This window comes from Demequina sp. (assembly GCF_016278765.1).
Lineage (GTDB): Bacteria > Actinomycetota > Actinomycetes > Actinomycetales > Demequinaceae > Demequina.
Genome location: NZ_JADQBE010000026.1, coordinates 1 through 22,581, shown reverse-complemented (window position 1 = coordinate 22,581; position 22,581 = coordinate 1). Strand labels below are relative to the sequence as shown.

Sequence of the window (22,581 nt, the reverse complement as noted above, 5' to 3'; positions counted from 1 at the left end):
CGGCACCCCGGAATTGACAGATCGCGACACTTAGTTGTAGTTTTTCTTTAGTTGTAAACAAAGGAGTTCAGCCGTGGCGATATCTTCGGCCCGCACTGATGCCAATCGGGCGGCCATCCTCGCGCACATCGGCGCGCACGGCGCGACGTCTCGCGCCGATCTGGCCCGCGGTCTCGGACTCTCTCCTGCCCTCATCACGAAACTGACGCGAGACCTCCTTGCGGATGGACTCCTCACGGAACTTGAGCACAGCCCCTCCCGCGGTGGACGTCCCGCCCTGCTGCTCGGCCTCACCGCGGGCAGCTTCGGCGCGATTGGCGTCAAGGTCGCGCCAGATCATCTCACGCTCGTGGAGGTGGGCCTCGGCGGCGCCGTGACCCGCACCGCGACCGAACAGTTCGACGCGACCCACACCATGGCACTCGCGCAACTCACCGACGCTGTGAGCGCCTTCTGCTCTAGTTCCACCCACGCCAATCTGCTCGGCGTGGGCGTCGGCCTGCCGGGCAACGTCCTCGAGCAAAGCGAGGGCGTGGTCGACTCCACCCAACTCGGCTGGAGCCAACTGCCCCTAGGCCTCGCCCTGCGCAACGCGACCGACTTGCCCGTCCTCATCGACAACAACGTCAACGCCTTGGCGCTCGCAGAGTCGCTCTTTGGCACCGGTCGCGGGCACGAGAACTTCCTGGTGGTCACGATCGGCACCGGCATCGGCGCTGGGATCGTGGCCGGCGGCGCCGTCGTGCGCGGCCACTCGGGAAATGCCGGCGAGATCGGACACCTCCCCATGGCGGAGAACGGCCCGCGTTGCCAGTGCGGCGCGCTCGGGTGCCTCGAGGCGATCATCGGCCAGTCCGCGCTCATCGAGACGGCTCGGCGAGAGGGCGTGATCGGCGCCGACGCCGGCATCACCGCCCTCGCCACTGTCGCCAGCGGCGGCAACGAGGCGGCACAGCGGATCTTTGCCGAGGCGGGCCACCTCCTGGGGCGCGCGATCGCGGGCGTCGTGAACACCCTCGACCCGGAGTTGATCGTGATCCTCGGTGAGGGCGCCGAATCGTGGAAGCACTGGTCCATGGGCTTCGAACCCGCGCTGCGTTCGTCAGTGATGCCTCGCAAGCGCGGTATCGAGGTCGCGGTCGAGGGCTGGCAAGACGACCGCTGGGCGCAAGGCGCCGCCTCCCTCGTCCTGTCCACTCCTTTTGACGCCGACGGCGTCTCCGGCGAGCAGGGAAGGCTGGTTCGCGCTCGCCTCATCGACGCCGCCGCAGGTAACCCCGCATGAACCGCGGCACCACCGTCGGCACCGCCGTCTCCCCTGCATCGCCGGGCTCGTCAAAACCACTGACCCCTGAGCGCAAGCCGGGCCAGACGGCGCGAGCGCGCCGCAACAAGGCCACCATGATCGCGTACCTGTTCCTGGCGCCCTCGGCTATCCCGCTACTCGCGTTCGTGGTGGTGCCGATGTTCCGGGCCGCGTGGGCGAGCCTCCACACCTGGAATCTCATCAGCCCCATGAAGTGGACCGGTCTCAGCAACTACCAGGAGCTCTTCACTGACCAGGACACCCTCGTGGTCTTCGGCCACACGCTGTACTACGTCGCGGGCACCCTCCCGCTCACGTTCGTCGGTGGCCTCGCGCTCGCGCTGGGACTGAACCGCGCCTTCCGCGGCCGCAACCTGTTGCGCGGCGTGTACTTCTTGCCCGTCGTCACCTCGTGGATCGCCGTGGCGATCGTCTGGCGGTGGCTCCTCAACCCCTCGGTGGGCATCGTCAACACCGTGTTGGCCAACTTCGGGATCGACGGACCCGGCTGGTGGACGGACCCAACGTGGTCGATGCCGTCGATCATCCTGGCGTCGGCATGGAAGGACCTCGGCTACGTGATGGTGCTCCTGCTCGCGGGCCTGCAGACCATCCCCACGGACGTCCAGGAGGCCGCCACGCTCGACGGAGTGGGCTGGTTCAGCCGCTTGCGCACGATCACCCTGCCGCTACTGTCTCCGCAGATCTTCTTTGTGGTGATCATTTCGCTCATCAATGGCTTCCAGGTCTTCGACCAGGTGTATGCCATGACGGGAGGCGGGCCCAACGGCTCGTCCGAGGTGGTGGTCGAGCGCGTCTACGACCTCACCTTCCGGTACGGCCAGGCCGGCATGGCGTCCGCGCTATCGATGCTGCTGTTCGGCGTGATCATGACCATCACCATGATCCAGATCCGCGGCGAGCGGAAGTGGGTCAACTATGCCTAAGTCAAAGCGCACCTGGATTCTTGCGGCCGTTCTCACGGCGGGCGCAATCGCCATGGTGTTCCCATTCGTGTGGACCGTCATCACGTCGGTGACGTCCGGCGCGGGCCTTTCCGCCACCCCGACCCTGATCCCCGAGGACCCCTCGCTCGACGCCTACCGCACGCTGTTTTCAACCACCACGTTTGCCCGCTCCGTTGCCAACTCAGTCGGACTTGCCCTGGCTGTCACCGTCATCCAGGTGACGACGTCGGCGCTCGCCGCGTATGCGTTCAGTCGCTTCGAGTTCCCCGGAAAACGCGCGGCCTTCGCTCTGTACCTGGCCACCATGATGATCCCGATGCAGGTGCTGCTGGTGCCGCTGTTCGACCAGATGAAGTCGCTCGGCCTCGTGGACAGCTACCTCGGTGTACTGCTGCCGTCCGTGGCGAGCGCATTCGGCGTGTTCCTGATGCGCCAGGCCATGGTGACGGTGCCACGCGAACTCGACGAGGCGGCCATGCTCGACGGCGCGGGCCACCTGCGCACCTTCGCCAGCATCGTCATGCCCAACGTCCGTCCCGCCATGGCCACGTTTGGCATCTTCGCCTTCATGAGTAGCTGGAACGCGTTCCTCTGGCCGCTCGTCATCCTGCGTTCCGACGAACTCAAGACTCTGCCGCTCGCCCTGGCGTCCCTTCAGGGGCAATTCACCACCCAATGGGACGTCATGATGGCCGGCTCCGTGGTGAGCATCATTCCGATGCTCGCCCTCTACATCTTCGCCCAGAAGTACATCATTCAGGGCGTAGCAGGCTCGGGAATCAAGTAGCCCGGGCACCACCCATAAACCGAAGGAAATCCCATGCAAAAGTCAGCAATCGCCGGGGTCGGCATTGTCGCCGCCCTCGCACTGACGCTCACTGCGTGCTCGTCAAGCGACGAACCCGGTGAGACGTCGGGCGGCGCGACATCGAGCGCGGCCGAGCCGGTCACGATCACCTATTCCAACTTCATCTCGAATGGCGGGAATGAAGACAACCTGGCCGCCATCGTCTCGGCGTTCGAGGCGGAAAACCCCACCATCACGGTGGACGTCACGACGTTGCCATACGCCGACTACTTCACTGCGCTCCAGACGGACCTGGCCGCAGGCACCACGGCCGACGTGTTTGACATCGAGTACGCCACCTACCCGACGTACCAGTCGGCAGGCGCGTTCGCGCCCCTCGAAGGCGTCGACTCCTCCGTGTATCGCGGCGATGTCGCGGCGGCCTACCAGACCGACGGCGTTTCCTACGCGCTGCCGACGTCGTTCTCCACCGTGGTCCTGTACTTCAACAAGGATCTGTTTGACGCTGCCGGGCTCGACTACCCGACGTCCGACTGGACGTGGGCAGACGAGAAGGCAGCCGCCGAGGCGCTGACCGACACCGGTGCGGGCGTGTGGGGCGACTACCAGCCCATCTCCTACTACGAGTTCTACAAGGCACTCGTGCAGGCGGGCGGCCAGTTCCTCAGCGACGACGGCACCTCGGTGGCGTTCGATTCTCCTGAGGGCATCGCCGCCGCGCAGTGGCTCGTAGGCAAGTCGGGATCGACGATGCCGACGGCAGAGCAGGGCGCTGGCACCCCGGACTTCGACACCAGCCTGTGGGCCGATGGCAAGCTCGCCATGTGGCACTCGGGCATCTGGATGTTCGGCGCAGCCGCCGACAGCAGCTTCGGGTGGGACATCGCCGTCGAACCGGGTGACGCCCAAAACGCGTCGGCCGTGTTCTCCAACGCGGTGGCCGTGTCTGCGAACTCCTCGCAGAAGGAGGCGGCGCAGATGTTCGCCGAGTACCTCACGAGCTCCCAGGTGATGGTAGACACGCGTCTCAGTGCGGGTTGGGAACTGCCCGCCATCTCGGACGAGGCGCTGCTCGCGACGTACCTCGACCAGGGCTCTCCTGACAACCGTCAGGCCGTGTTCGACTCGCTTGACGGCATCGCCTTGCCGCCTGTCATTGGCGACAATCAGGCTGAAATGCAGGACATCATCGGCGCTCAACTGACCGAGGCCGCAGCAGGGCGCATGTCGGTGGAGGACGCGCTGGCGTCCGCTGCCTCGCAGGTGAACGACCTGCTCGGCTGACGCATGACGAGAGCCTGGTGGCGGCGCCCAGAATTCGCCGCCACCAGGCTCTGCGAGCCCACCCCGACGTCCAGAAATGAGTACCCTCATGATCCCGGTCGCATTCGTGCCCGATCGCGCCCTTCTCGATTACTCCCGCGACCTCATCCGCTCTCTCCAGACCCCCGAGGGCGCCTACCCCGCCAGCCCCACGTTCTCGGCATACAAGGGCTTCTGCTGGTTCCGCGACGGCGCCTTCATCGCTGACGGAATGTCTGCGGTGGGCGAAGTGGCCTCGGTCGACGCCTTCTTCGCCTGGTGCGCGCGCGTCGTCCTCCGGTACCGCGATGACATCCGGGCGGCCGTCGATGCCGCCGCCGCAGGCGAGCCCCTTCCCGACGACCGCATGCTTCCCGCCCGCTTCACCTTCGCTGGCGAACGCGCCGGCGGCGGCGACTGGTGGGACTTCCAGTTGGACGGGTTCGGCACGTGGTTGTGGGCTCTCGACGCCCACGCATCGCGCCACGGCTCCGACCTTTCCCCCTACGTGGAGGCTGTCGCGATCACGGTCGACTACCTCGTCTCGTCGTGGAAGCGCGCATGCTTCGACTGGTGGGAAGAACACGACGATCGGCTCCACATCTCCACGCTTGGATGCATCGGGGCGGGACTTGAAGCCGCCTCCCGGATGGGAGTGCTTGATCTTGCCCGCGCCGACCTCGCGGCCTCCACCGCGGCTACCATTCGCGACTTCGTGCTGACCGACGGCGTGGCCAACGGCCACCTCGTCAAGTGGGTGGGCTCCGACGCCGTGGACGGCTCGCTCACGTCGCTGATCGCGCCCCTCCGCTTCATCCCTGCCGATCACCCGGTAGCGCGGGCCACACTCGACGCCGTCGAGGCGGACCTCGTGGTGAACCATGGCGTGCACCGCTTCGTTGCCGACACGTTCTATGGAGGCGGCCAGTGGCCGCTCTTGAGCTGCTTCGCAGGCTTGGCGCGCGCCGCTCTCGGCGAGCCCGAGCGCGCTGCCGACTATCTGGCATGGGCGGTTTCGACCGCCACGGACACCCTTGACCTACCCGAACAAGTAGACGGCCACTTGCTGGCCCCAGACCGCAAGCAGGAGTGGGTCGACAAGTGGGGAGACGTTGCCACTCCCCTGCTGTGGTCCCACGCCATGGTGCTTCGCCTCGCACAGGAGCTTGAACGATGATGGTTCGCCACACCCCGCTTGGCTCGGGCCATCCCTACTCCCCCGACACCGACCAGCGTTGGCCGGTGCTGCCCATCGCAGGTGAGGCGCTGCGCATCGGCTCCCGAGCCACCTCCGATGTCACAGAGGTGACACTTCACCTGACCGAAATCCTGGCCGACGGCTCGCGCGTCACACTCGACGTCCCTTGCGCCCCCGTGGCGAGGTCATCTCGCGGCCAGCAGGTCGACGGCGGCCATCTCGCCTCGGCGCAAGCGCGGCTCGCCCGCAAGTCGGGCGGCTGGGAGACGACGATCGAGGTTGCCGCCACTGCCGTGTCGCTCTCGTATCGCCTCACGGCAACCGATGGCACCACCACGCGGCGCACTCGCGTCTCGAACACGGAGGTGGCGCGCTGGGTAGACGAGCCGGACGGTTTGGTCGCGGTCGACGGCGAACGCGGCGTCGTCCCCGGTTCGGTGAGCGCGCTGCGCACCGCAACACACGTCGCCAAAGTGCGCTTCTCGCTCCCCCTTGCGAGCGGCGAGCACGTGGCGGGCTTCGGCGAGCGCTTCGACCGCCTCGATCACCGCGGCACCAGCCTTGACTCGGTGGTGTTCGAGCAATATAAGTCCCAAGGCGCGATGCGGCGCACGTACATGCCCATGCCGTTCGCGCACGTCGTAGGCGGCTCCGGCTGGGGTTTTCACGTCGACACGTCGCGGCGGGTGTGGTTCGACGTGGGCGAGGCGGATCCGAGTCGGCTCGTCATTGAGGCGGAGACCGCCTCCCCCGCCAACGCGGCGGCAGCCTTGACCGTGCGGACGTTCGCGGGCTCGCCCACCGCCGTGCTGGATGCGTTCCTTGAACGCGCCGGTCGTCCCGAGGAACTTCCCGACTGGGTGCTACGCCTCTGGGCCAGCGGCAATGAGTGGAACACTCAGGCGGAAGTGGAACGTCAGGCGGCACTCCACGCACAACACGAGATCCCCGTCGGGTCGATCGTCATCGAGGCCTGGAGTGACGAAAGCACGTTCACGGCGTGGCGAGACGCCGCCTATGAGCCCCGAGAAGACGGGGGACCCCTCCGCCTCGAGGACTTCAGCTACCCGGAGGACGGCGCGTGGCCGGACCCCAAGGGGATGGTGGACTCCCTGCATGCACAGGACACCCGCCTGCTGCTGTGGCAAATCCCGCTCATGAAGATGAGGCCCCATCCTCAAGGTCAAGCGAGACGCGACGCGGACGCCGCCATCCGCGAGGGACACCTGATCAGGACGCGACACCCCGACGGCTCCCTGCGGCCATATCGCAACCGCGGATGGTGGTTCCCACTCAGCCTCATGCCCGACTTCTCGAATGAAAAGGCCGCCCACTGGTGGACTGAGAAGCGTCGCTACCTGGTGGAGCAGATGGGCGTGGACGGATTCAAGACCGACGGCGGCGAGCACGCCTGGGGGTCGGATCTCGTGTACCTCGACGGGCGCACCGGCGCGGAGGCGAACAACCTCAACCCGGTGGCCTACGCGAAGGCGTACGGAGACTTGATGAGGCGGTGCGGCAAAGCACCGGTCACCTTCTCGCGCGCGGGGTTCACGGGCTCCCAAGCCCACGGCACGTTCTGGGCTGGCGACGAAAACTCCACCTGGGACGCCTTCCGCTGGTCGATGTGGGCTGGCCTCAACGCCGCCGCGTCTGGCATCGTCTACTGGGGTTGGGACATTGCCGGGTTCTCCGGTCCGGTCCCTGACGCCGAGTTGTATGTGAGGGCGTTCGCCGCGAGCGCCTTCGTCCCGATCATGCAATACCACTCGGAGTTCAACCACCACCGGACACCCTCGCGGGATCGCACTCCATGGAACATCGCGGAGCTCTCCGACGACGCGTCCGTGATCGACGAGGTGCGGGAGATCGTCGCTCTTCGCGAGCGGCTGCTGCCCTACATCTCCGAGCAGGCGAAGAAGGCCGTCGACACGTCGCGCCCACTCATGCGCCCGCTGTTCTTCGACCATTCCGACGACCAGGCCGTGTGGTCCGCGCCGCCCGAGTGGACGCTGGGCGACGACGTGCTCGTGGCACCCGTTCTCGCGCCAGGCGACTCCTGGGACGTGTACGTGCCGCGCGGCAACTGGCGCGATGCCTGGACCGGCGAACCGGTCGAGGGCGGACAGACCATCACCACCCGCACGCCTCGCCACAGGGTGCCCGTCTACGTCCGTGCCTCTGCTTGGGACAGGCTCGGCCCACTGTTCCCGTCGGCGACGTGACGCCCGAACAGCACCACGCGTGGCTTCAGGGGGTGCTCGCCACGTTGTCAGCACGACGCGACGTGGTGGGCGTGGTCGGCATGGGATCGACGGCGGACCCCTCTCGAGTGGATGAGTGGTCGGACCACGACATCGCCATCATCGTCAAGCCCGAGGCGACAGCGGTATTCCGCGACGGTCTCGTCTGGCTGCCTCACCCTGAAGATCTTGTCCTGCGGACCGTCGAGCACCACGGGGGCGGGAAGGCCGTCTACAGCAACGGACACCTCGTCGAGTGGGGTGTCGCCACTCTCGAGAGCCTGCGCACCTGGGTCGCCGACCGCTATCGCGTGCTCTTGGACCGTGGCGGCGTCGCGGAGACCATGGCAGAGATCGCTTCCCGCCGGTTTGCGGCGAACGAAGCGGACGCGGAACGCGACATTGCGGTGTTCCTCTTCGAACTCCTCCATGGAGTCGGGCGGTGGCGCCGCGGCGAGCGCATCAGCGCAGGCAACGTGATTCGCAACGGAGCCGTCGGTGCGTTGCTGCGTGCCGTGCGTGCCACGCTCCCGTCTCACGAGGCGGGAGCACTTGACCGCCTCGACGGATTTCGACGTATCGAACAGGCCTACCCCATAGTCGCGGCCCAGATCGCCGAGGCGGTCGCGCAGTCGCCGGAGACGGCCGCACGAAGGCTGCTCGCCATCGCCACGGAACACCTTGGGGTGGGACCCACGGGACTGCCACCAGCCGCCGTGCAGGCCGTGAAGCGCCGAATCGGGTGGTCAACGCCGGCCTAGAAGCTGGCCCCCACCTGCTCGGGCAACTTCCACGACACCCTGTGAAGCGGGCTCGGACCGAGTTCCCGCAAGGCAGCCATGTGCCCCGCAGCGCCGTACCCCTTGTTGTCTTCCCAGCCGTACTGGGGATGACCCGCGTGCGCCTCGCGCATCAGTGCGTCGCGCTCCACTTTGGCGACAATCGAGGCGGCCGCGATAGACGCACACAGCCTGTCACCCTTCACGACCATGGTGACGGGTGCGATGGCCGCAGCCTCGGCCTCGTCCGAGAACAGGTCGGCGGCGGGTGGCGTCAGCCAGTCGTGGCGGCCGTCAAGCAGGATCGCATCGGGCACGATGCCGTCGGACGCCAGGCAGGCAAAGGCCCGCATCCCGGCCAACCGCAACGCGGCGACAATGCCGTGTTCGTCGATCTCCGCAGCGCTCGCATGCCCGACCGCGCGGCCCACGCCAAAGTCGGGGATCACCATCGCGAGCGCCTCGCGCGCCTTGGGGCTCAGCTCCTTCGAGTCGGCGAGCCCCCTGGGCCACGTGGTGCACCGCGTCAGCACCGCTACGCCGACGCTCACGGGGCCCGCAAGCGCTCCCCTGCCCACCTCGTCGACGCCGGCGACCAGGCGCGCGCCCGCGTCCCACAAAGTGGTCTCGCGGACAAGGGTGACGCTCATGCCTCGACCCTAGAGGCGCGGGCTAGCCGGGGTAGGGATTGTCGAGCATCTTCCAGTGATCCAGCGGCCACACGGTCACGAACGCAGTGCCGACCACGTTGTCGATCGGCACCATGCCTCCGCCGGGGTCGCCGAGGTGTGCGCGCGAGTCGGCGGAGTTGGAGCGGTTGTCTCCCAGCACCCACACTCGGTTCGCGGGAACGGTAACCTCCCAGGCATTCGTGCAGCTGGACGTGCCCGGCTTGATGTAGTTCTCCACCAGCTCCACTCCGTTGACCGTGACCTTGTCGTCCGCGGTGTTGCACGCGACGGTGTCGCCCGGCAGGCCGATCACCCGCTTGACGAGGTGCTCGCCTGCGTCTTGAGGCAAGAGCCCCACAAAAGTTGCGAACTCGTTCCAGCCCTTGGCAAGACCCGTGGGGGCCGGCTCCGATGTGGGGCCGAGCCACCCGCCTGGGTCCCGGAACACGACCACGTCGCCGTGACGCAGATCGAGCGGGCCGGGTCGCCACAGCGACACCAGAATGCGGTCCCTCACCTGCAGCGTGTTCTCCATCGACCCGGACGGGATCCAGAACGACTGGAACACGAAGGTCTTGAGCAGCAGCGACAAGACGAGCGCGCTACCCAGCACGATGAGGATCTCGCGGAGCCAACCGGTAACACGACGACTCAGAGAAAACTCTGACCTCTCCGCCGGTGCGACGTGTGAGGGGTTAATGGCTAGTTCTCGCGCTTCTCGCGAATTCGCGCAGCCTTACCGCGCAGGCCGCGCAGGTAGTACAACTTGGCGCGACGCACGTCGCCACGACGGTCAACCTCGATCTTGTCGATGGTCGGTGCGTGCAGGGGGAACGTGCGCTCCACTCCCACGCCAAAGGAAACCTTCCGGACCGTGAAGGTCTCGCCCACGCCGGAACCCTGGCGGGCGATCACAATGCCCTGGAACACCTGGATACGAGAGCGGGTGCCCTCGACGACCTTCACGTGAACCTTGAGCGTGTCGCCGGCACGGAACGCCGGGATGTCGTCACGAAGCTGGCTTGCGGTAACGCCGTCAAGCTTGTGCATGTGTCACTCCTCGCAGCTGCCACAGGTCATCCACGATCTCTTGCCTTGCGGCACTCGATAAAGGACGGCGCGCCGCGGGAACCGCTGAACCCCCTGTGGCAGGTCTCAACTCCGCTCGCACCAACAGGCTATTGTGCCACACCCTCGCGTGGGTCGGCGAATAGGTCCGGCCGTCTGATGCGGGTGCGCTCCAGCTGCTGCTCGCGCCGCCACGACTCAATCTTGCCGTGGTGACCGCTCAGCAACACGTCGGGCACGTCGAGCCCTCGCCACGACGCGGGTCGGGTGTACGACGGGTACTCGAGAAGTCCGTCAGCGTGGCTTTCCTCGACGATGCTTTCGGCGTTGCCCATGAAGCCCGGGATGAGCCTGGTAATGGCCTCGATCATCGCGAATGCGGCCACCTCTCCCCCATTCAGCACGTAATCGCCGAGCGACAGTTCCAGAACCCGAAATCCCACCGCGTCGTAGTGCTCGGCCACGCGCGCATCGATGCCCTCGTAGCGGCCGCATGCGAAAGCGATCTGATCCGCCCGGGCCAGGTCGGCCGCGAGCGCCTGTGTAAAGGGAACTCCGGCGGGGCTGGGAATCACCAACACGCCTCCCGGCTGCAGCACGTCGTCCAGAGCGCGCCCCCACACATCCGCCTTCATCACCATGCCCGCTCCACCGCCGAAGGGGGCGTCATCCACCGTGCGGTGAATATCGGGCGTGCCGTCGGCCTTCATGGCAGCCCACGTGCGCAGGTCGTGCACGTTCGCCTGGACCAGCTCGGCCTGACGCGCCTTGCCCAGGAGCGACACATCGAGCACCGAGAAGAACTCGGGGAAGATCGTCAGAACGTCGATGCGCACTAGTGCGTCTCCCCCGTGTCCACCTGCTCCTCACCCTCCAGGAGGCCATACGGCGGCGTGACGATGACGCGGCCGCCCTCGACATCCACCTCGGGCACAAACTCCTCGACGAACGGGATCATTGCGCGGTACCCCGAGGGCTCGCGGACGATCAGTACATCGTGGGCCGGCATGTCCATGAGGTCGACCACCTCGCCCACCACGGTGCCGTCGGGACGCTCGGCGCGCAGGCCCACCAGCTCGTGGACATACCAGGCGCCGTCCTCCTCGTCCTCGTCCGCCTCGACCACAAGCTCGACGCCCCGCAGCGAGTCGGCCGCCTCGCGCGTCTCGATGTCCTCAATGCGCAGGTACCAGCGTCCCGACTGGATGCGCGCGGCGACCACGGTCAGCGGTCCCGCCACGGCGGGCTCGGTCTCGAGGGTCGAGCCCGGCTTGAGCCGCTGCTCGGGAATGTCTGTCCTCAGTTCGACCGAGACCTCCCCCTTGAGTCCATGGGCGCGGCCGATGCGCGCGACAGTCACCTTCATGGGGTCAAGACTAAGGGTGGTGGTCGCGTTCGGGACGCCCCAGTCCTGCGGCACCGAGCGCGCCAGGCCCGAGATAGCCTGCCCCACCGCAGTCGCACCGGGACGCACCGAACCACTTCTCGACCCCACACCCCGATACGCGCGGCCGGTACTGCGCGTCGCGCGGCGTGTCGGACCCATGTCCGGTTCGTAGCGCACAGAACGCGAACGGCCCGGCCCCCCCCGAAAGCGACCGGGCCACGCGCGTTGCTCGGTGCTTAGTCGACGTCGACGATGTTGACACGGACGTCATCGCGCGAGACCGCGTCGACAACGGTGCGCAGCGAGTTCGCCGTGCGGCCGTGACGGCCGATGACCCGCGGCAGGTCGTCCGGGTGGACCACCACATTGAGGGTCACTCCGCGACGCCCAGAACGCTCGGTGACACGCACATCTTCCGGGTTCCGGACGATCGAACGGACCAGGAACTCCAGGGCCTCGAGGACCATGCGTTACTTCGCCTCCTCGTCGAGGGTGCCCTCGACCTTGTCGTCGGCGTCGCTCGGGTCGCCCTCGGCGATCTCGACGTCAACGTCGGTGCCCTCGTCGGCGGGAACCTCGGACGACTCATCGGCCACCACGTCGGCTTCGGGCTTTGCGTCGGCTTCGGCTTTCGCCGCAGACTCGGCGGCCTTGGCGGCTTCTTCGGCCTCCTTGGCAGCCTTCTCCTTGGCGGTCGACTTCTCGGCCTTCAACTTCTCAGCCTGGTCTGCGTGAGCCTTGATGGCGTCCTCAGGGTTGGCTTTGCCCTCGGCAAACTTGACGGTGCTCTTCGCGTCCTTGTCGCCCTTGAACTTGCCCCAGTCACCCGTGAGCTTCAGCAGCGCCTTGACCTGGTCGGACGGCTGTGCGCCCACGGAAAGCCAGTACTGGGCGCGCTCGGAGTCGATCACGATGACCGAGGGCTCCTCGGTGGGGTGGTACTTGCCGATCTCTTCGATCGCGCGGCCATCGCGCTTGGCGCGTGAGTCCATGACGACGACGCGGTAATAGGGGGTGCGCTTCTTGCCGAAGCGCTTGAGTCGGATCTTGGCTGCCATTTTCGGTATTGCTCCTATGGATTCGGTGTGAGTCGGGCGGAATCGGTCCGGGAAATGAACCGGTTCGCCTGACAAGACGAATAGTCACCAGCGGGTAGAGGGCCGCGAGCGCCAACGGACAAGTATGCCAGAGTCCTGACCAGGCGCGCGAACGCTATGCGGGCAGGATCGATGGCCAGCCGGACGACGCGTAAGCGCCGTAGGTGCCATCCGGACGCTCGGCGGTGATCGCCATGGCCTCCATACCGGCGTCGAGCGCCGCGGACAGCACATTTTCGCCGCCGGCGGCGATCGCCGTGGCCCAGGCATCGGCATCGACCATGTTGTCCGCCATGACCGACACGGACAGGTAGTGCGCTGCGCCCTGCCCTGTAGCAGGGTCCCAAATGTGGAGGCCCTTCTGGGCGCTACCGGACGTAGCCAACGCCCGGAGCTTGCCGCCGAGCATCACGACGTCCACCACGGGATGCCCGGTCGGGTCACCCCTGACGCGAGGATCCGCGATACCGATGCGCCACTGCTGACCCTCACCCGAGACCAGGACGTCGCCGCTCGCGCCGATCATCCAGGACGCAGCGCCGACGTCGTCGAGCGCGGCTGAACCGCGTGCTACCGCCCAGCCCTTGACGATGCCGGTGGGATCTATGTGGTCGGGACGCCGGGCGTCGAACCCTCCCAAGGTCTTGGCTCGGTACCACTCGCACGCGTTCAAGATCTCGAACATTTCTTCTGGGCACTCGTCCACGGAGATCTCGCCGCGGTTCAGGCGCGACAGGTATGACTCCTCCTTGAACAGCGAGAACACCTCGTCCGCCCACTTGAGTTCGTCGTGGAAGCGCGCGACCGCGGCGTTGGCCACGCTTTCGGACGCCGGCATCTGGATCTGCACCACGAACGGCATCCCCATGGCCGTCACGGTGGAGGAGAACGGCGGCACTTCGGTCACGGAGCGGCCTCCTGAGTGGCGGGTGCGGACGTCGACGCGGGCGTCACGAGTTCTAGCATAGGAAGCGGCTCGGGTGCCGCAGCGTAGCCCACGGCAAGAATGACCCCACACGCGACCACCACCACCGCCAGTCGCGAGGCCCGCATCATGCCACCGTGGCTTCGTCGAGGGCACCGGCGATGGATTCAATGAACGCCGGCGAGGTATAGGACGATCCCGACACGAACTCGACGTCGGCGCTTTGTGCCTGGAGAACGCGCTCGACGATGGTGGGCACGGCGAACGCGTTGACCCTCAGGGACTCGGGATCACTTGTCCCCGCCTCCACGGGTTCGACAGCCGTGATCACGCCATCCTTGATGGTGACCTGCGCTTGATACCCGCCCTTGATGTTCTCCACGCGCGGGCCAACGTAGACGCCGTCGTTGTAGACGACATCGCCTGCGGCCACCGGCTCAGCAGTGTCTGGGTGTGCGGTCCCAGACGAGCACGCCGCCAAGAGCGACGCCGACGCGCCCACCCACACCACTGCCTGCATCGTCGTCATGCCTTGACCCCGCTCCATGCAAATTCCTCTCGGTGGACGCTTTCTCGACCCACGCCTGCGGCGCGTGCCTCCCGTTCGACGTCCGCGGCCCATGGGCGCGGTCCGCAGATGTAGACGTCACGCTCCGCGACGTCGGGCACAAGGCCTTCGAGCGTGGCGGGGTGGTCCGTCGCCGCCCACCCTTCTCCCCGAGCGCCAAGCACCACATGCAGCGCAACGCCCTTGTCCGCCGCAAGCTCCTCAACCTCGTCGAGCAGTGGCGCCTCGGCGCGGCTGCGGGCCCGAACGATGACGTCCACGGGGCCGTGGGCCGGGTCGATTCCTTCGAGCATCGCGCGGATGGGGGTGATGCCGATGCCTGCCGCGACCAGGACGACGCCGGGCCGGGTACGCGACGCGTCGCTGAAGATCCCCAAGGGTCCCTCGATCAGCACCCGGGTCCCGGGTTCCACCCCGGCAAGCCCGGCGGAACCGTCGCCGCTGGGCTTCACGGTGATGCGTAGCTCCGTGGGGCTCGCGGCGCTCGACAGCGAGAACGGGTGCGCGTCGCGCCACCGGCCCCGGTCCAGGAATCTCCACAGCATGAACTGCCCTGGCCGTGCCCCGAGTCGGTCCAACTGGCGGCCGCTCATCTCCACGGACGTGGACCCGTCCGCCAGCTGCGTCACGCGGGCAACGCGAATGTCGTGTGTGGCGAAGCGCACGAGCGGGGCCACCACGCGGAACGCGAGGAGCGATCCCCACGCCACAAGGTAAAGAGCCAGCCAGTACCACCACGCGGCGCCGCCGTCTCGAAACGTCGATCCCTCGAGGAACTGGTGCGGGATGGCGAACGCTGCGCCCACGTAGGTGAGCAGATGAACCGCGTGCCAGTTTTCGTAGCGCCACCGGGAGCGCACGATCAGCAGCGACGTGACGAACACGATCGCAAACACCGTCAGGGCGACCTGCGCGAAAGCGAGGTACCAGTGACTGGTGAAGAAGTTTGTCAACTGGGTGAAGAGGCTCACGTCCGCGTAGTACGCGCTCATGAAGCTGATGATCGACGCGTGAGACGCCATCGCAATGATGGCGACCTTGCCGGTGCGGGTGTGGAGCGCCGCAGCACGGTCGTGGCCCATTCCGCGTTCGATGAACGGCGCGCGGGAGATGAGCAACACTTGGAACAGCATCAGCGCCGCCGCGACGATGCCGAGCGCGCGCCCGGTCGCGTAGACGTAGTCGATGGTGGCGAACGTCTGGAGTCCACCGTCCGCGAGGAAGAAGGCCACGCCGATCGCGACAACCACGTAGACGGAGCCGTGGGCCATATCGGCCCACCAGGAACGAGCCGCGATCAGCCACGGGCTCGGCACTGAGGCTGGCGTCATCGGTTGTCCTCCTCAGGCCGTCACCCCGGGCTATGCCCCTGGTTGACGTGCGCAACACGCGATGCGCGGACCGCATTCCCCAACGGAGGGGTCTACCAGGCGAACTCCTCGCGGTGCAGGTGCTCCTCCGGCGCCCCACACGCTCGCGCCTCGTCAAGCACGGCCTTGGCCCACTCTTCCGGTCCACACACGTACACGTCGGAGGCCGCGATCGCCGGGACAAGTTGCGTCATGGTGGCGGCCTGTCCCTGCGGGAGCCAGCCGGTGGAACGCCGACCCTCAAGCAGGTAGAGGGTGGCGCCGCGTTCGCGTGCGAGCTCCCTGACCTCGTCGAGGTGAGGGATCTCCGAAGCGTCGCGGGCCCTCAGGAACACCACGATGGGGCCAGACGAATCCAGTTCCTCCAGGATCGCGACCATCGGGGCAATGCCGGAACCCGCGCCAGCCAGCACGGTGCCGTGAGCTCGCCTGTGGTGGGCCGTGAATCGACCCAACGGACCCTCTGCCATCACCTTGGTGCCAGGGAGCAGGTCGGAGATGGCGGCGGTGTGGTCTCCCACCGGCTTGACCGTGATGCGGAGAACATCGCCGCGAGGCGACCTGGACAGGGAGAAGGGGTGGGCCTCGGTCCACATGCCGCGGCTGAGGAACCTCCACATGAAGAACTGCCCGGCCCTTGGGTGCATCCGCTGGAGCAAGCGACCCGTCATCCATACCGAGATGGTGCCGTCCGAGTTCCGGTCCACACGAGCGACGGTGATGCGGTGCCGCAAGAGATGCCACAGTGGCCGCAGCCACCGATAGACCAGGAACGCGCCAACACTGACGGTCCACATCATCGCCCAGTACCAGCGGGCGAGAGTGTCGGTGGCGGCGAACGCGTAGCCGGAGAACGTGGTGCCGTTGACGAACTGGTGCGGGATGCTGACCGCGATGGTGATGTAGGTGAGCATGTGGACGGCGTGCCACCTTTCGTACTTCCACCGGGTACGCACGGCCGCAAGCGACGTCGCCACGACCGCGATGAGGAGCCAAAACCCGATGACCGCGAGTGTCATCTCGTCGCCGAAGTGCAGGGCAAACGACCACGCCTGATCCCACCATCCAGTGTTCACACGCGCCCCATAGCCGAGTACCAGCGTGGCTACGTGGACACAGATCACGATGAAGCCGATGCGGCCGAGCCTGCCGTGCAGGAGCGCGGCGCGGTCGTGGCCGAGGCGGTGTTCAATGACGGGGACGCGCGCGATCACGAGCAGCTGCACCATCATCATGGTGGCCGCGACAATTCCCGTGGCGCGGCCGATGGTCGTGAGCGCGTCGCCGATGCTCCCGATGGGCGCGCCGGTCGCGAGCATCAGGGACAGCGCGCCGACTCCGGTCAGCCAGAAGATGCTCTCGAGCGTGTCCTTCCACGCCGAGTCCGTCTCAGCTCGGTCCTCGTACGTGTCCGTGGTGATGGGTACTCTCACGTCGACGGCCATCAGATGCCCGCCGCTTGCATCGCATTCTGCACGGCCGCGACAAAACCTTGCGACGTGTAGCTGGCACCCGAGACGCCTTGGACGTTGTAGGTCTGCGCCGACAGCACCCGCTGCTGAAGCGTCGGCAGGGCGCTTCCGGCGATCTGTCGTGAGGTCCCGTCGCTGGCACCGCTTTGCAGCATCGAGATGGTGGTGATCTTGCCCGCCTCGATGGTGAGCGCGACCTGGTAGTTGCCGTAGCGGGTGTGAACGGTCGCGCTGTCGAAGGTCCCGGACGGCCCCGCCGGGGCCGGTGCCGGAGCGGGAGCGGAGGCCGACGCGCCGGCCGACGGATCGGTGCCAAAGCTTGGCGAGGGCGACGCCGACGTGCCAGTGGACGTGCCAGCTGAGGGCGACGGGGCGCCAACCGCACCGATAGTGGTGGTCACAGCGTCGTCTTGCTTGGCCACGGCGGTGCCGACGACTCCTGCGACCCAGCCCGCACCCAACATGGCGGTCGATACCGAGGTGACCAGTGCCGCTCGATTGCGCTTCACGACTGCTCCTTCACCGCTGGCACCGCAAGGGATGGTGCGATAGATCCAGGATGGTGTCAATTCCTCACAGACCGCTCAGAGCGCGTTCAGATGATGAGGAGACCCTCAAGCATGACTGCGGCAGGAGCGCCCAACGTTTCAATCGTCAGCCGCGGGTCTGCTGTGAGAACAACGAGGTCTGCCGGGGCGCCCTCCTCGAGAACGGAGGCGCCCAGGAACTTCCGCGCCCTCCACGTGGCGCCAGCCAGCACGTCGGCCACGGGCATGCACTTGGCCATCTCCAGCGCCTCGCGCGCGACGTCACCGTGCGCGATGGACGACCCCGCGTCTGTTCCCGCGAGCAGCGTGACGCCCGCCTCACGCATCTGGGCAACGTGCTCATACCTGCGGTCATACATGCGCTGCATGCGGGCGGCAAACCTGGGGAAACGCTCCGCACCCTGTGCCGCAAAGGAGACGAAGTTCGCGATCTGGAGCAGCGTGGGCACCACGGGAGTTCCGGCGGCGGCCGCGCGCTCCATGTGGACGCCCGTCATTCCCGTGCCGTGTTCGATGCAGTCCAAACCCGCGTCCAGGAGCGCGTCCAGGGACTCGGTGGCGAAGGTGTGCGCGGTCACCCTCGCGCCTTCGGCGTGCGCCGCGGCGACGGCCTGGGACCACTGCTGCGCGGACCACAGTGGCGTGAGGTCGGCGTCGTCCCCAAGGTCGCGGTCAATCCAGTCGGCGATGATCTTGACCCAGGACCCTGACGCCCTGGCCTGGCGAGCCGTCTCGGCTGGCAGTTCGTGGGGTTCGACTTCCACGGCGTAGCCCCTCAGGTAGCGCTTGGGCCGCGCGATGAACCGGCCAGAGCGGTACACCTTGGGAAGGTCGAGTCGGCCGTCGAGCACATCGAGCGACGATGCGGAGCCGGTGTCCCTCACCATCAGGACGCCCGCGTCGCGTTCGATCATCGCCTGTTTCACCACGAGGTCCCCATCGACCGGGCCGGAGGGACCCACGGAGAGGTGGCAATGCATGTCGACCAGACCGGGAATGACCCACCCATCGACGCGTGTGACGTCGGTATGTGTCGGGCGTTCGTAGGTCATGCGTCCGCCCACCACCCAGGCCTTGCCTACAGTCCGGTCCTCGTCGGCGAGAATCGGCCCGGTCAGTTCGTAGGCCGTCATCCGCGCAGGTACTTGTCCAGGCTGGGCAGCTGCGAGGGGTCAAAGGCCGGCTCCTCGGGCTTGGGCTGACCCAAACCGAAGGCGCTTCCGGATGCGGGCGCGGCCGTGCCCTGTTCGCGCAGCGCGCGTTCCTGGGCGGCGCGCTTGGCCGGGTTGCCCGACTTGCCCTTCACCTTGCGCTGGGGAGCGTGCTTTCCCTTGGATTTCTTGCCGCCCGGCATACCTCCCAGACCCATCGCGGGCATGCCGCCGATGCCGGGCATTCCACCGCCCCCGGCCATCGCCTTCATCATGCGTTGGGCGTCGTCGAATCGCTTCACGAGCGAGTTGATCTGCGCCACCGTGGTGCCCGAGCCAGCCGCGATGCGCGAGCGGCGAGATCCGTTGAGCACCTTGGGGTTGTCGCGCTCATGGGGAGTCATCGACTGGATGATCGCTTCCGTTCGCGTCAGTTCGCGGTCGTCCAGGTTGTCGATCTGATCGCGCATCTGCCCCATGCCGGGAAGCATGGTGAGCATTTTCTTCATCGAGCCCATGTTCTTGAGCTGCTGCATTTGACTCAAGAAGTCGGTGAGGGTGAAGTCCTCCCCCTTGGACATCTTGTCGGCCATGCGCTGGGCCTCGGCCTGGTCGAACGTGGCCTCCGCCTTCTCGATGAGCGACAGCACGTCGCCCATGTCGAGAATGCGTCCCGCCATGCGTTCGGGGTGGAAGACCTCGAACTCGTCGAGCTTCTCCCCCGTCGAGGCGAACAGAATGGGGACGCCCGTGACTTCTCGAACCGACAATGCGGCGCCGCCGCGCGCATCGCCATCGAGCTTGGTGAGCACGACGCCCGTCATGGCAACGCCTGCCTGGAACGCCTGGGCGGTGGCGACCGCGTCCTGACCGATCATCGAGTCGATGACGAAGAGGACCTCATCCGGGTCGATCGCCTTGCGAATGTCGCCGGCCTGCTTCATCAACTCGCGGTCCACGCCCAGTCGACCGGCCGTGTCGACGATCACCACGGAGTGTTGACGCCGGCGTGCCTCCTTGATGGCGTTGCCCGCCACCTTGACCGGGTTGCCGCGCACCTTTTCGTCCTCGCGCGTCACGCCCCGCTCCGGGGCGAACACGGGCACCCCCGCCCGTTCGCCGACCACCTCGAGCTGGTTCACGGCGTTGGGCCGCTGCAGGTCGGCGGCCACGAGCAGCGGGGTGTGGCCCTGGCTCTTGAGGTGGTGCGCCAGCTTGCCGGCAAAGGTGGTCTTGCCCGCGCCCTGAAGTCCGGCAAGCATGATGACGGTGGGGCCAGACTTCGCGATCGCCAGGGGCCGGGCACTGCCGCCGAGAATCTCGATGAGTTCCTCGTGGACGATCTTGACAACCTGCTGGCCTGGGTTGAGGGCCCCGGAGACCTCGGCGCCCACCGCGCGGGCGCGAATCCGGTCCGTGAAGGTGGTGACCACCGGGAGGGCGACGTCTGCATCAAGCAGGGCGCGCCTGATCTCACGGACGGTGTCGTCGATGTCGGCTTCTGTGAGCCTTCCCTTGCCGCGAAGGTTGCGGAACGTGGCTGTCAATCGGTCGGACAGGCTGGCGAACACGGCTCTCCCTTCGGCGTGACGGTGTCGACTAGCCTACCTGCGGCCCGCGGGCCAGGGTGGCGCGCACGCGGGCCGTCAGGGTGTCGATCAGTTGTTCGCGCCACGCGGTCCACGCCTTGGGACTCGCCGCCTTGGCGTCGGCCTCGGTGAGCGCACGAAGCACCTCGAACAGGTCCGCCCGCCCACCGAGCCGCTCCATCAGTTCCGTGGCGACAGCCGGATCCTCCGCGTCACGGGAGGTGGCAAAGTCGGCGAGAGTGAGGTGTTCGCGCACGATCACCTGAGTATCGCGCCCCATCGCCTCCGGCAAGCCCATGTGCTTCGCGATGCCAGGAATCAACGCGGCGCCGGACACCGAGTGGTCGCTCATGCCCGCCTGCTTGCCGATGTCGTGCAGCAGCGCCGCGAAGAGCAGCAGGTCCGGGTGGGCCACGTGCCTGCGCATCTTTCCGGCGAGAACGACCGCTTCGATCTGGTGGCGATCCACCGTGTATCGATGGAAGGGGTTGCGTTGGGGACGGTTTCGCACGGGAGCCCACTGGGGAAGCCACCGGACGATCTGCCCCGCCACATCAAGTGCCTCCCACACGCTCACCAGGTGCTGAGAGCCGCGCAGCAGTTCGGTGAATCGGGCAAGCGCCTCTGGCGGCCACGGGCTTTCCAGATCCGGGCACCGCATGAACGACTCGAGGAGACTTGGCGTGAACGTGAGTCCGGTCGACGCTGCCGCCGCCGCGGCTCGCAGGGGAAGCACGGCGTCGGTCTCCGCCGAATACCCCGGCGCGAGGGCCAGGTCTCCGTCCACGTCAATCAGTCCTTGGGCGACGTGGACGTACCGTGGGGCGGTGCCGCGACGCTTCGCGAGGAAGGCGCGCGACCCGACTCCGGACTTCTCCAAAGAGCGGCGGGCGCCGCGTTCCGTGCTGTCGACGGCGAAGGCGATGGCACGGCCGGCTTCCGCAATCGATGCCAACAGTTCATCTGTGTCGGCCATCTTCAGTGCGTTGGCTACGTCCTGAGCCACATGCCTGCCGACGATGTATGCGGCCTTGCCCGACACCGTTTGCACGGCGTCGCGCACGTCGAGAAGGTGCTGCGCGGCGTCGTCGATCATGCCGTGCGGACGATCCGTGAGCCACGTCGCCGCGAGCGCCGTGAGGCTCACGTAGTCGCGCAGGCCTCCGCGTGACTCCTTGATGTGGGGTTCGATGAGGTACGCGACCTCGCCGAACCGTTCGGCGCGTGCTCGCGAGGCGGCCAGCAGCTCCGGCAGGCGCTTGCGCGCAGCCGAGCGCCAGTCGGCGAGGATTGCGGAGCGCGCCTGCTGGGCGAGCAACTCATCCCCGGCGACATGGCGTAGGTCGAGGAGACCAGCCGCCGCCGCGAGGTCCTTCGAGGCCACCTGCCGGCACTCGGTGAGTGAGCGTGTCGAATGATCCAGCTGCAGCCCGGCGTCCCAAATCGGGTACCAGAGGCGCTGCGCCACGTCGGCGGCGGCCGCCTTGCCGGCCGAGGTGCCATCGTGCAGGAGCACGAGGTCGAGGTCCGAGTGAGGACCCGCCTCTGCGCGGCTGACGCTGCCCACGGCGGCGAGGGTGAGTCCCTCTACCCCGTCGGTGACGGAGGTGAAGTGTTCCGTGAGCCGCACGAAGACGAGATCGGCGAGCGCCTGCCTGCGCTGGCGACCCGGCTGGTCCGCCAGCCTGACGGCAAGCTCTTGCCTCTCACGCTTGAGGTCCCGCACCCCTTGGGGATGCGGGACCTCAGCGTGCGAGCCGTCACGGACTACGCCCGAACGGCCCATCGTGAATCGGGTTTCTTTAGAGGGCGTCGGCGCCGTGTTCGCCAGTGCGAACTCGAGCGACGTCATCCACGGAAACCACCCAGACCTTGCCGTCACCGATCTTGCCGGTCTGAGCGGCGGACACAATGGCGTCCGTCACGGCAGCGGCGTCGGCATCCTCGACGAGAATCTCAAGACGGGTCTTGGGAACCAGGTCGACGGTGTATTCGGCGCCGCGGTAGACCTCGGTGTGGCCCTTCTGGCGGCCGTAGCCGGCAGCCTCGGACACGGTGACACCCTTGACGCCTACGGCCTCAATTGCGGCACGGACCTCGTCCACGCGGTGGGGCTGAATGATCGCAGTGA

At 67.1% G+C, this 22,581-nt stretch carries 24 protein-coding genes; 7 read left to right on the top strand and 17 right to left on the bottom strand.

What is annotated here, in order from left to right; translation table 11 throughout:
* Nucleotides 1–73 precede the first annotated feature (73 nt).
* The 7 genes from QZZ29_RS05310 (at nt 74) to QZZ29_RS05280 (ending at nt 8,586) form a co-directional block, all read left to right on the top strand.
* Nucleotides 74–1,285 carry an ROK family transcriptional regulator gene (locus QZZ29_RS05310; protein WP_291381946.1) on the top strand — a complete coding sequence of 404 codons (1,212 nt, stop codon included), beginning with the start codon at nt 74–76 and terminating at the stop codon, nt 1,283–1,285.
* Nucleotides 1,282–2,253, top strand: coding sequence for a sugar ABC transporter permease (locus QZZ29_RS05305; RefSeq protein ID WP_291381945.1), 972 nt, complete (start codon nt 1,282–1,284; stop codon nt 2,251–2,253). The genes QZZ29_RS05310 and QZZ29_RS05305 overlap by 4 nt, the downstream gene beginning before the upstream one ends.
* Nucleotides 2,246–3,061 (top strand): carbohydrate ABC transporter permease, encoded by an 816-nt coding sequence (locus QZZ29_RS05300; protein WP_291381944.1) that lies wholly within the window; start codon nt 2,246–2,248, stop codon nt 3,059–3,061. Before QZZ29_RS05305 ends, QZZ29_RS05300 begins: the two co-directional genes overlap by 8 nt.
* A gap of 33 nt (nt 3,062–3,094) precedes the next feature.
* Nucleotides 3,095–4,366, top strand: coding sequence for a sugar ABC transporter substrate-binding protein (locus tag QZZ29_RS05295; RefSeq protein ID WP_291381943.1), 1,272 nt, complete (start codon nt 3,095–3,097; stop codon nt 4,364–4,366).
* A gap of 88 nt (nt 4,367–4,454) precedes the next feature.
* Nucleotides 4,455–5,561, top strand: a complete 1,107-nt coding sequence (locus QZZ29_RS05290; RefSeq protein WP_291381942.1) for a glycoside hydrolase family 15 protein — start codon at nt 4,455–4,457, stop codon at nt 5,559–5,561.
* On the top strand, nt 5,558–7,807 hold the full coding sequence (locus tag QZZ29_RS05285; RefSeq protein ID WP_291381941.1) for a TIM-barrel domain-containing protein: 2,250 nt from the start codon (nt 5,558–5,560) through the stop codon (nt 7,805–7,807). The genes QZZ29_RS05290 and QZZ29_RS05285 overlap by 4 nt, the downstream gene beginning before the upstream one ends.
* On the top strand, nt 7,804–8,586 hold the full coding sequence (locus tag QZZ29_RS05280; RefSeq protein WP_291381940.1) for a hypothetical protein: 783 nt from the start codon (nt 7,804–7,806) through the stop codon (nt 8,584–8,586). Before QZZ29_RS05285 ends, QZZ29_RS05280 begins: the two co-directional genes overlap by 4 nt.
* Here the strand turns inward: QZZ29_RS05280 and QZZ29_RS05275 are convergent.
* From QZZ29_RS05275 to QZZ29_RS05195, 17 genes are all read right to left on the bottom strand, one after another.
* The gene (locus QZZ29_RS05275; RefSeq protein ID WP_291381939.1) at nt 8,583–9,254 is read right to left on the bottom strand and encodes a ribonuclease HII; all 672 of its coding nucleotides are present in this window, start codon (nt 9,252–9,254) and stop codon (nt 8,583–8,585) included. The two genes, QZZ29_RS05280 and QZZ29_RS05275, sit on opposite strands and share 4 nt — an antisense overlap.
* 22 nt (nt 9,255–9,276) lie before the next feature.
* The gene (gene lepB / locus QZZ29_RS05270; protein WP_291381957.1) at nt 9,277–9,891 is read right to left on the bottom strand and encodes a signal peptidase I; all 615 of its coding nucleotides are present in this window, start codon (nt 9,889–9,891) and stop codon (nt 9,277–9,279) included.
* Between the two features lie 86 nt (nt 9,892–9,977).
* A complete protein-coding gene (rplS, locus tag QZZ29_RS05265; protein WP_291381938.1) occupies nt 9,978–10,325 on the bottom strand; it encodes a 50S ribosomal protein L19 in 348 nt (115 codons plus the stop codon).
* A gap of 128 nt (nt 10,326–10,453) precedes the next feature.
* A complete protein-coding gene (trmD, locus tag QZZ29_RS05260) occupies nt 10,454–11,179 on the bottom strand; it encodes a tRNA (guanosine(37)-N1)-methyltransferase TrmD (protein WP_291381937.1) in 726 nt (241 codons plus the stop codon).
* Nucleotides 11,179–11,709, bottom strand: a complete 531-nt coding sequence (rimM, locus tag QZZ29_RS05255) for a ribosome maturation factor RimM (RefSeq protein ID WP_291381936.1) — start codon at nt 11,707–11,709, stop codon at nt 11,179–11,181. The genes trmD and rimM overlap by 1 nt, the downstream gene beginning before the upstream one ends.
* A gap of 257 nt (nt 11,710–11,966) precedes the next feature.
* Nucleotides 11,967–12,197 carry a KH domain-containing protein gene (locus tag QZZ29_RS05250; RefSeq protein WP_291381935.1) on the bottom strand — a complete coding sequence of 77 codons (231 nt, stop codon included), beginning with the start codon at nt 12,195–12,197 and terminating at the stop codon, nt 11,967–11,969.
* A gap of 3 nt (nt 12,198–12,200) precedes the next feature.
* Nucleotides 12,201–12,788 (bottom strand): 30S ribosomal protein S16, encoded by a 588-nt coding sequence (gene rpsP, locus QZZ29_RS05245; RefSeq protein ID WP_291381934.1) that lies wholly within the window; start codon nt 12,786–12,788, stop codon nt 12,201–12,203.
* Nucleotides 12,789–12,942: 154 nt separating this feature from the next.
* Nucleotides 12,943–13,734, bottom strand: a complete 792-nt coding sequence (locus QZZ29_RS05240; RefSeq protein ID WP_291381933.1) for an FAD:protein FMN transferase — start codon at nt 13,732–13,734, stop codon at nt 12,943–12,945.
* Nucleotides 13,731–13,880: a hypothetical protein gene (locus QZZ29_RS05235; protein ID WP_291381932.1), complete on the bottom strand. Its 150-nt coding sequence runs from the start codon at nt 13,878–13,880 to the stop codon at nt 13,731–13,733. The genes QZZ29_RS05240 and QZZ29_RS05235 overlap by 4 nt, the downstream gene beginning before the upstream one ends.
* Entirely contained in the window at nt 13,880–14,299 is a 420-nt protein-coding gene (locus QZZ29_RS05230; RefSeq protein WP_291381931.1) for an FMN-binding protein, read from the bottom strand. Before QZZ29_RS05230 ends, QZZ29_RS05235 begins: the two co-directional genes overlap by 1 nt.
* The gene (locus QZZ29_RS05225; RefSeq protein ID WP_291381930.1) at nt 14,278–15,651 is read right to left on the bottom strand and encodes a ferredoxin reductase family protein; all 1,374 of its coding nucleotides are present in this window, start codon (nt 15,649–15,651) and stop codon (nt 14,278–14,280) included. Before QZZ29_RS05225 ends, QZZ29_RS05230 begins: the two co-directional genes overlap by 22 nt.
* A 92-nt stretch (nt 15,652–15,743) precedes the next feature.
* Nucleotides 15,744–17,123: a ferredoxin reductase family protein gene (locus tag QZZ29_RS05220; RefSeq protein WP_291381929.1), complete on the bottom strand. Its 1,380-nt coding sequence runs from the start codon at nt 17,121–17,123 to the stop codon at nt 15,744–15,746.
* Nucleotides 17,124–17,134: 11 nt separating this feature from the next.
* Entirely contained in the window at nt 17,135–17,671 is a 537-nt protein-coding gene (locus QZZ29_RS05215) for an FMN-binding protein (protein ID WP_291381928.1), read from the bottom strand.
* An 86-nt stretch (nt 17,672–17,757) separates the two neighbouring features.
* A complete protein-coding gene (locus QZZ29_RS05210) occupies nt 17,758–18,843 on the bottom strand; it encodes an amidohydrolase family protein (protein WP_291381927.1) in 1,086 nt (361 codons plus the stop codon).
* Nucleotides 18,840–20,432: a signal recognition particle protein gene (gene ffh / locus QZZ29_RS05205; protein WP_291381926.1), complete on the bottom strand. Its 1,593-nt coding sequence runs from the start codon at nt 20,430–20,432 to the stop codon at nt 18,840–18,842. Before ffh ends, QZZ29_RS05210 begins: the two co-directional genes overlap by 4 nt.
* Before the next feature lie 28 nt (nt 20,433–20,460).
* Nucleotides 20,461–22,302 (bottom strand): HD domain-containing protein, encoded by a 1,842-nt coding sequence (locus QZZ29_RS05200; RefSeq protein ID WP_291381925.1) that lies wholly within the window; start codon nt 22,300–22,302, stop codon nt 20,461–20,463.
* Nucleotides 22,253–22,581: P-II family nitrogen regulator (locus QZZ29_RS05195; RefSeq protein WP_291381923.1), on the bottom strand; the 329-nt coding region annotated here is incomplete at its 5' end. The genes QZZ29_RS05195 and QZZ29_RS05200, both read right to left, overlap by 50 nt.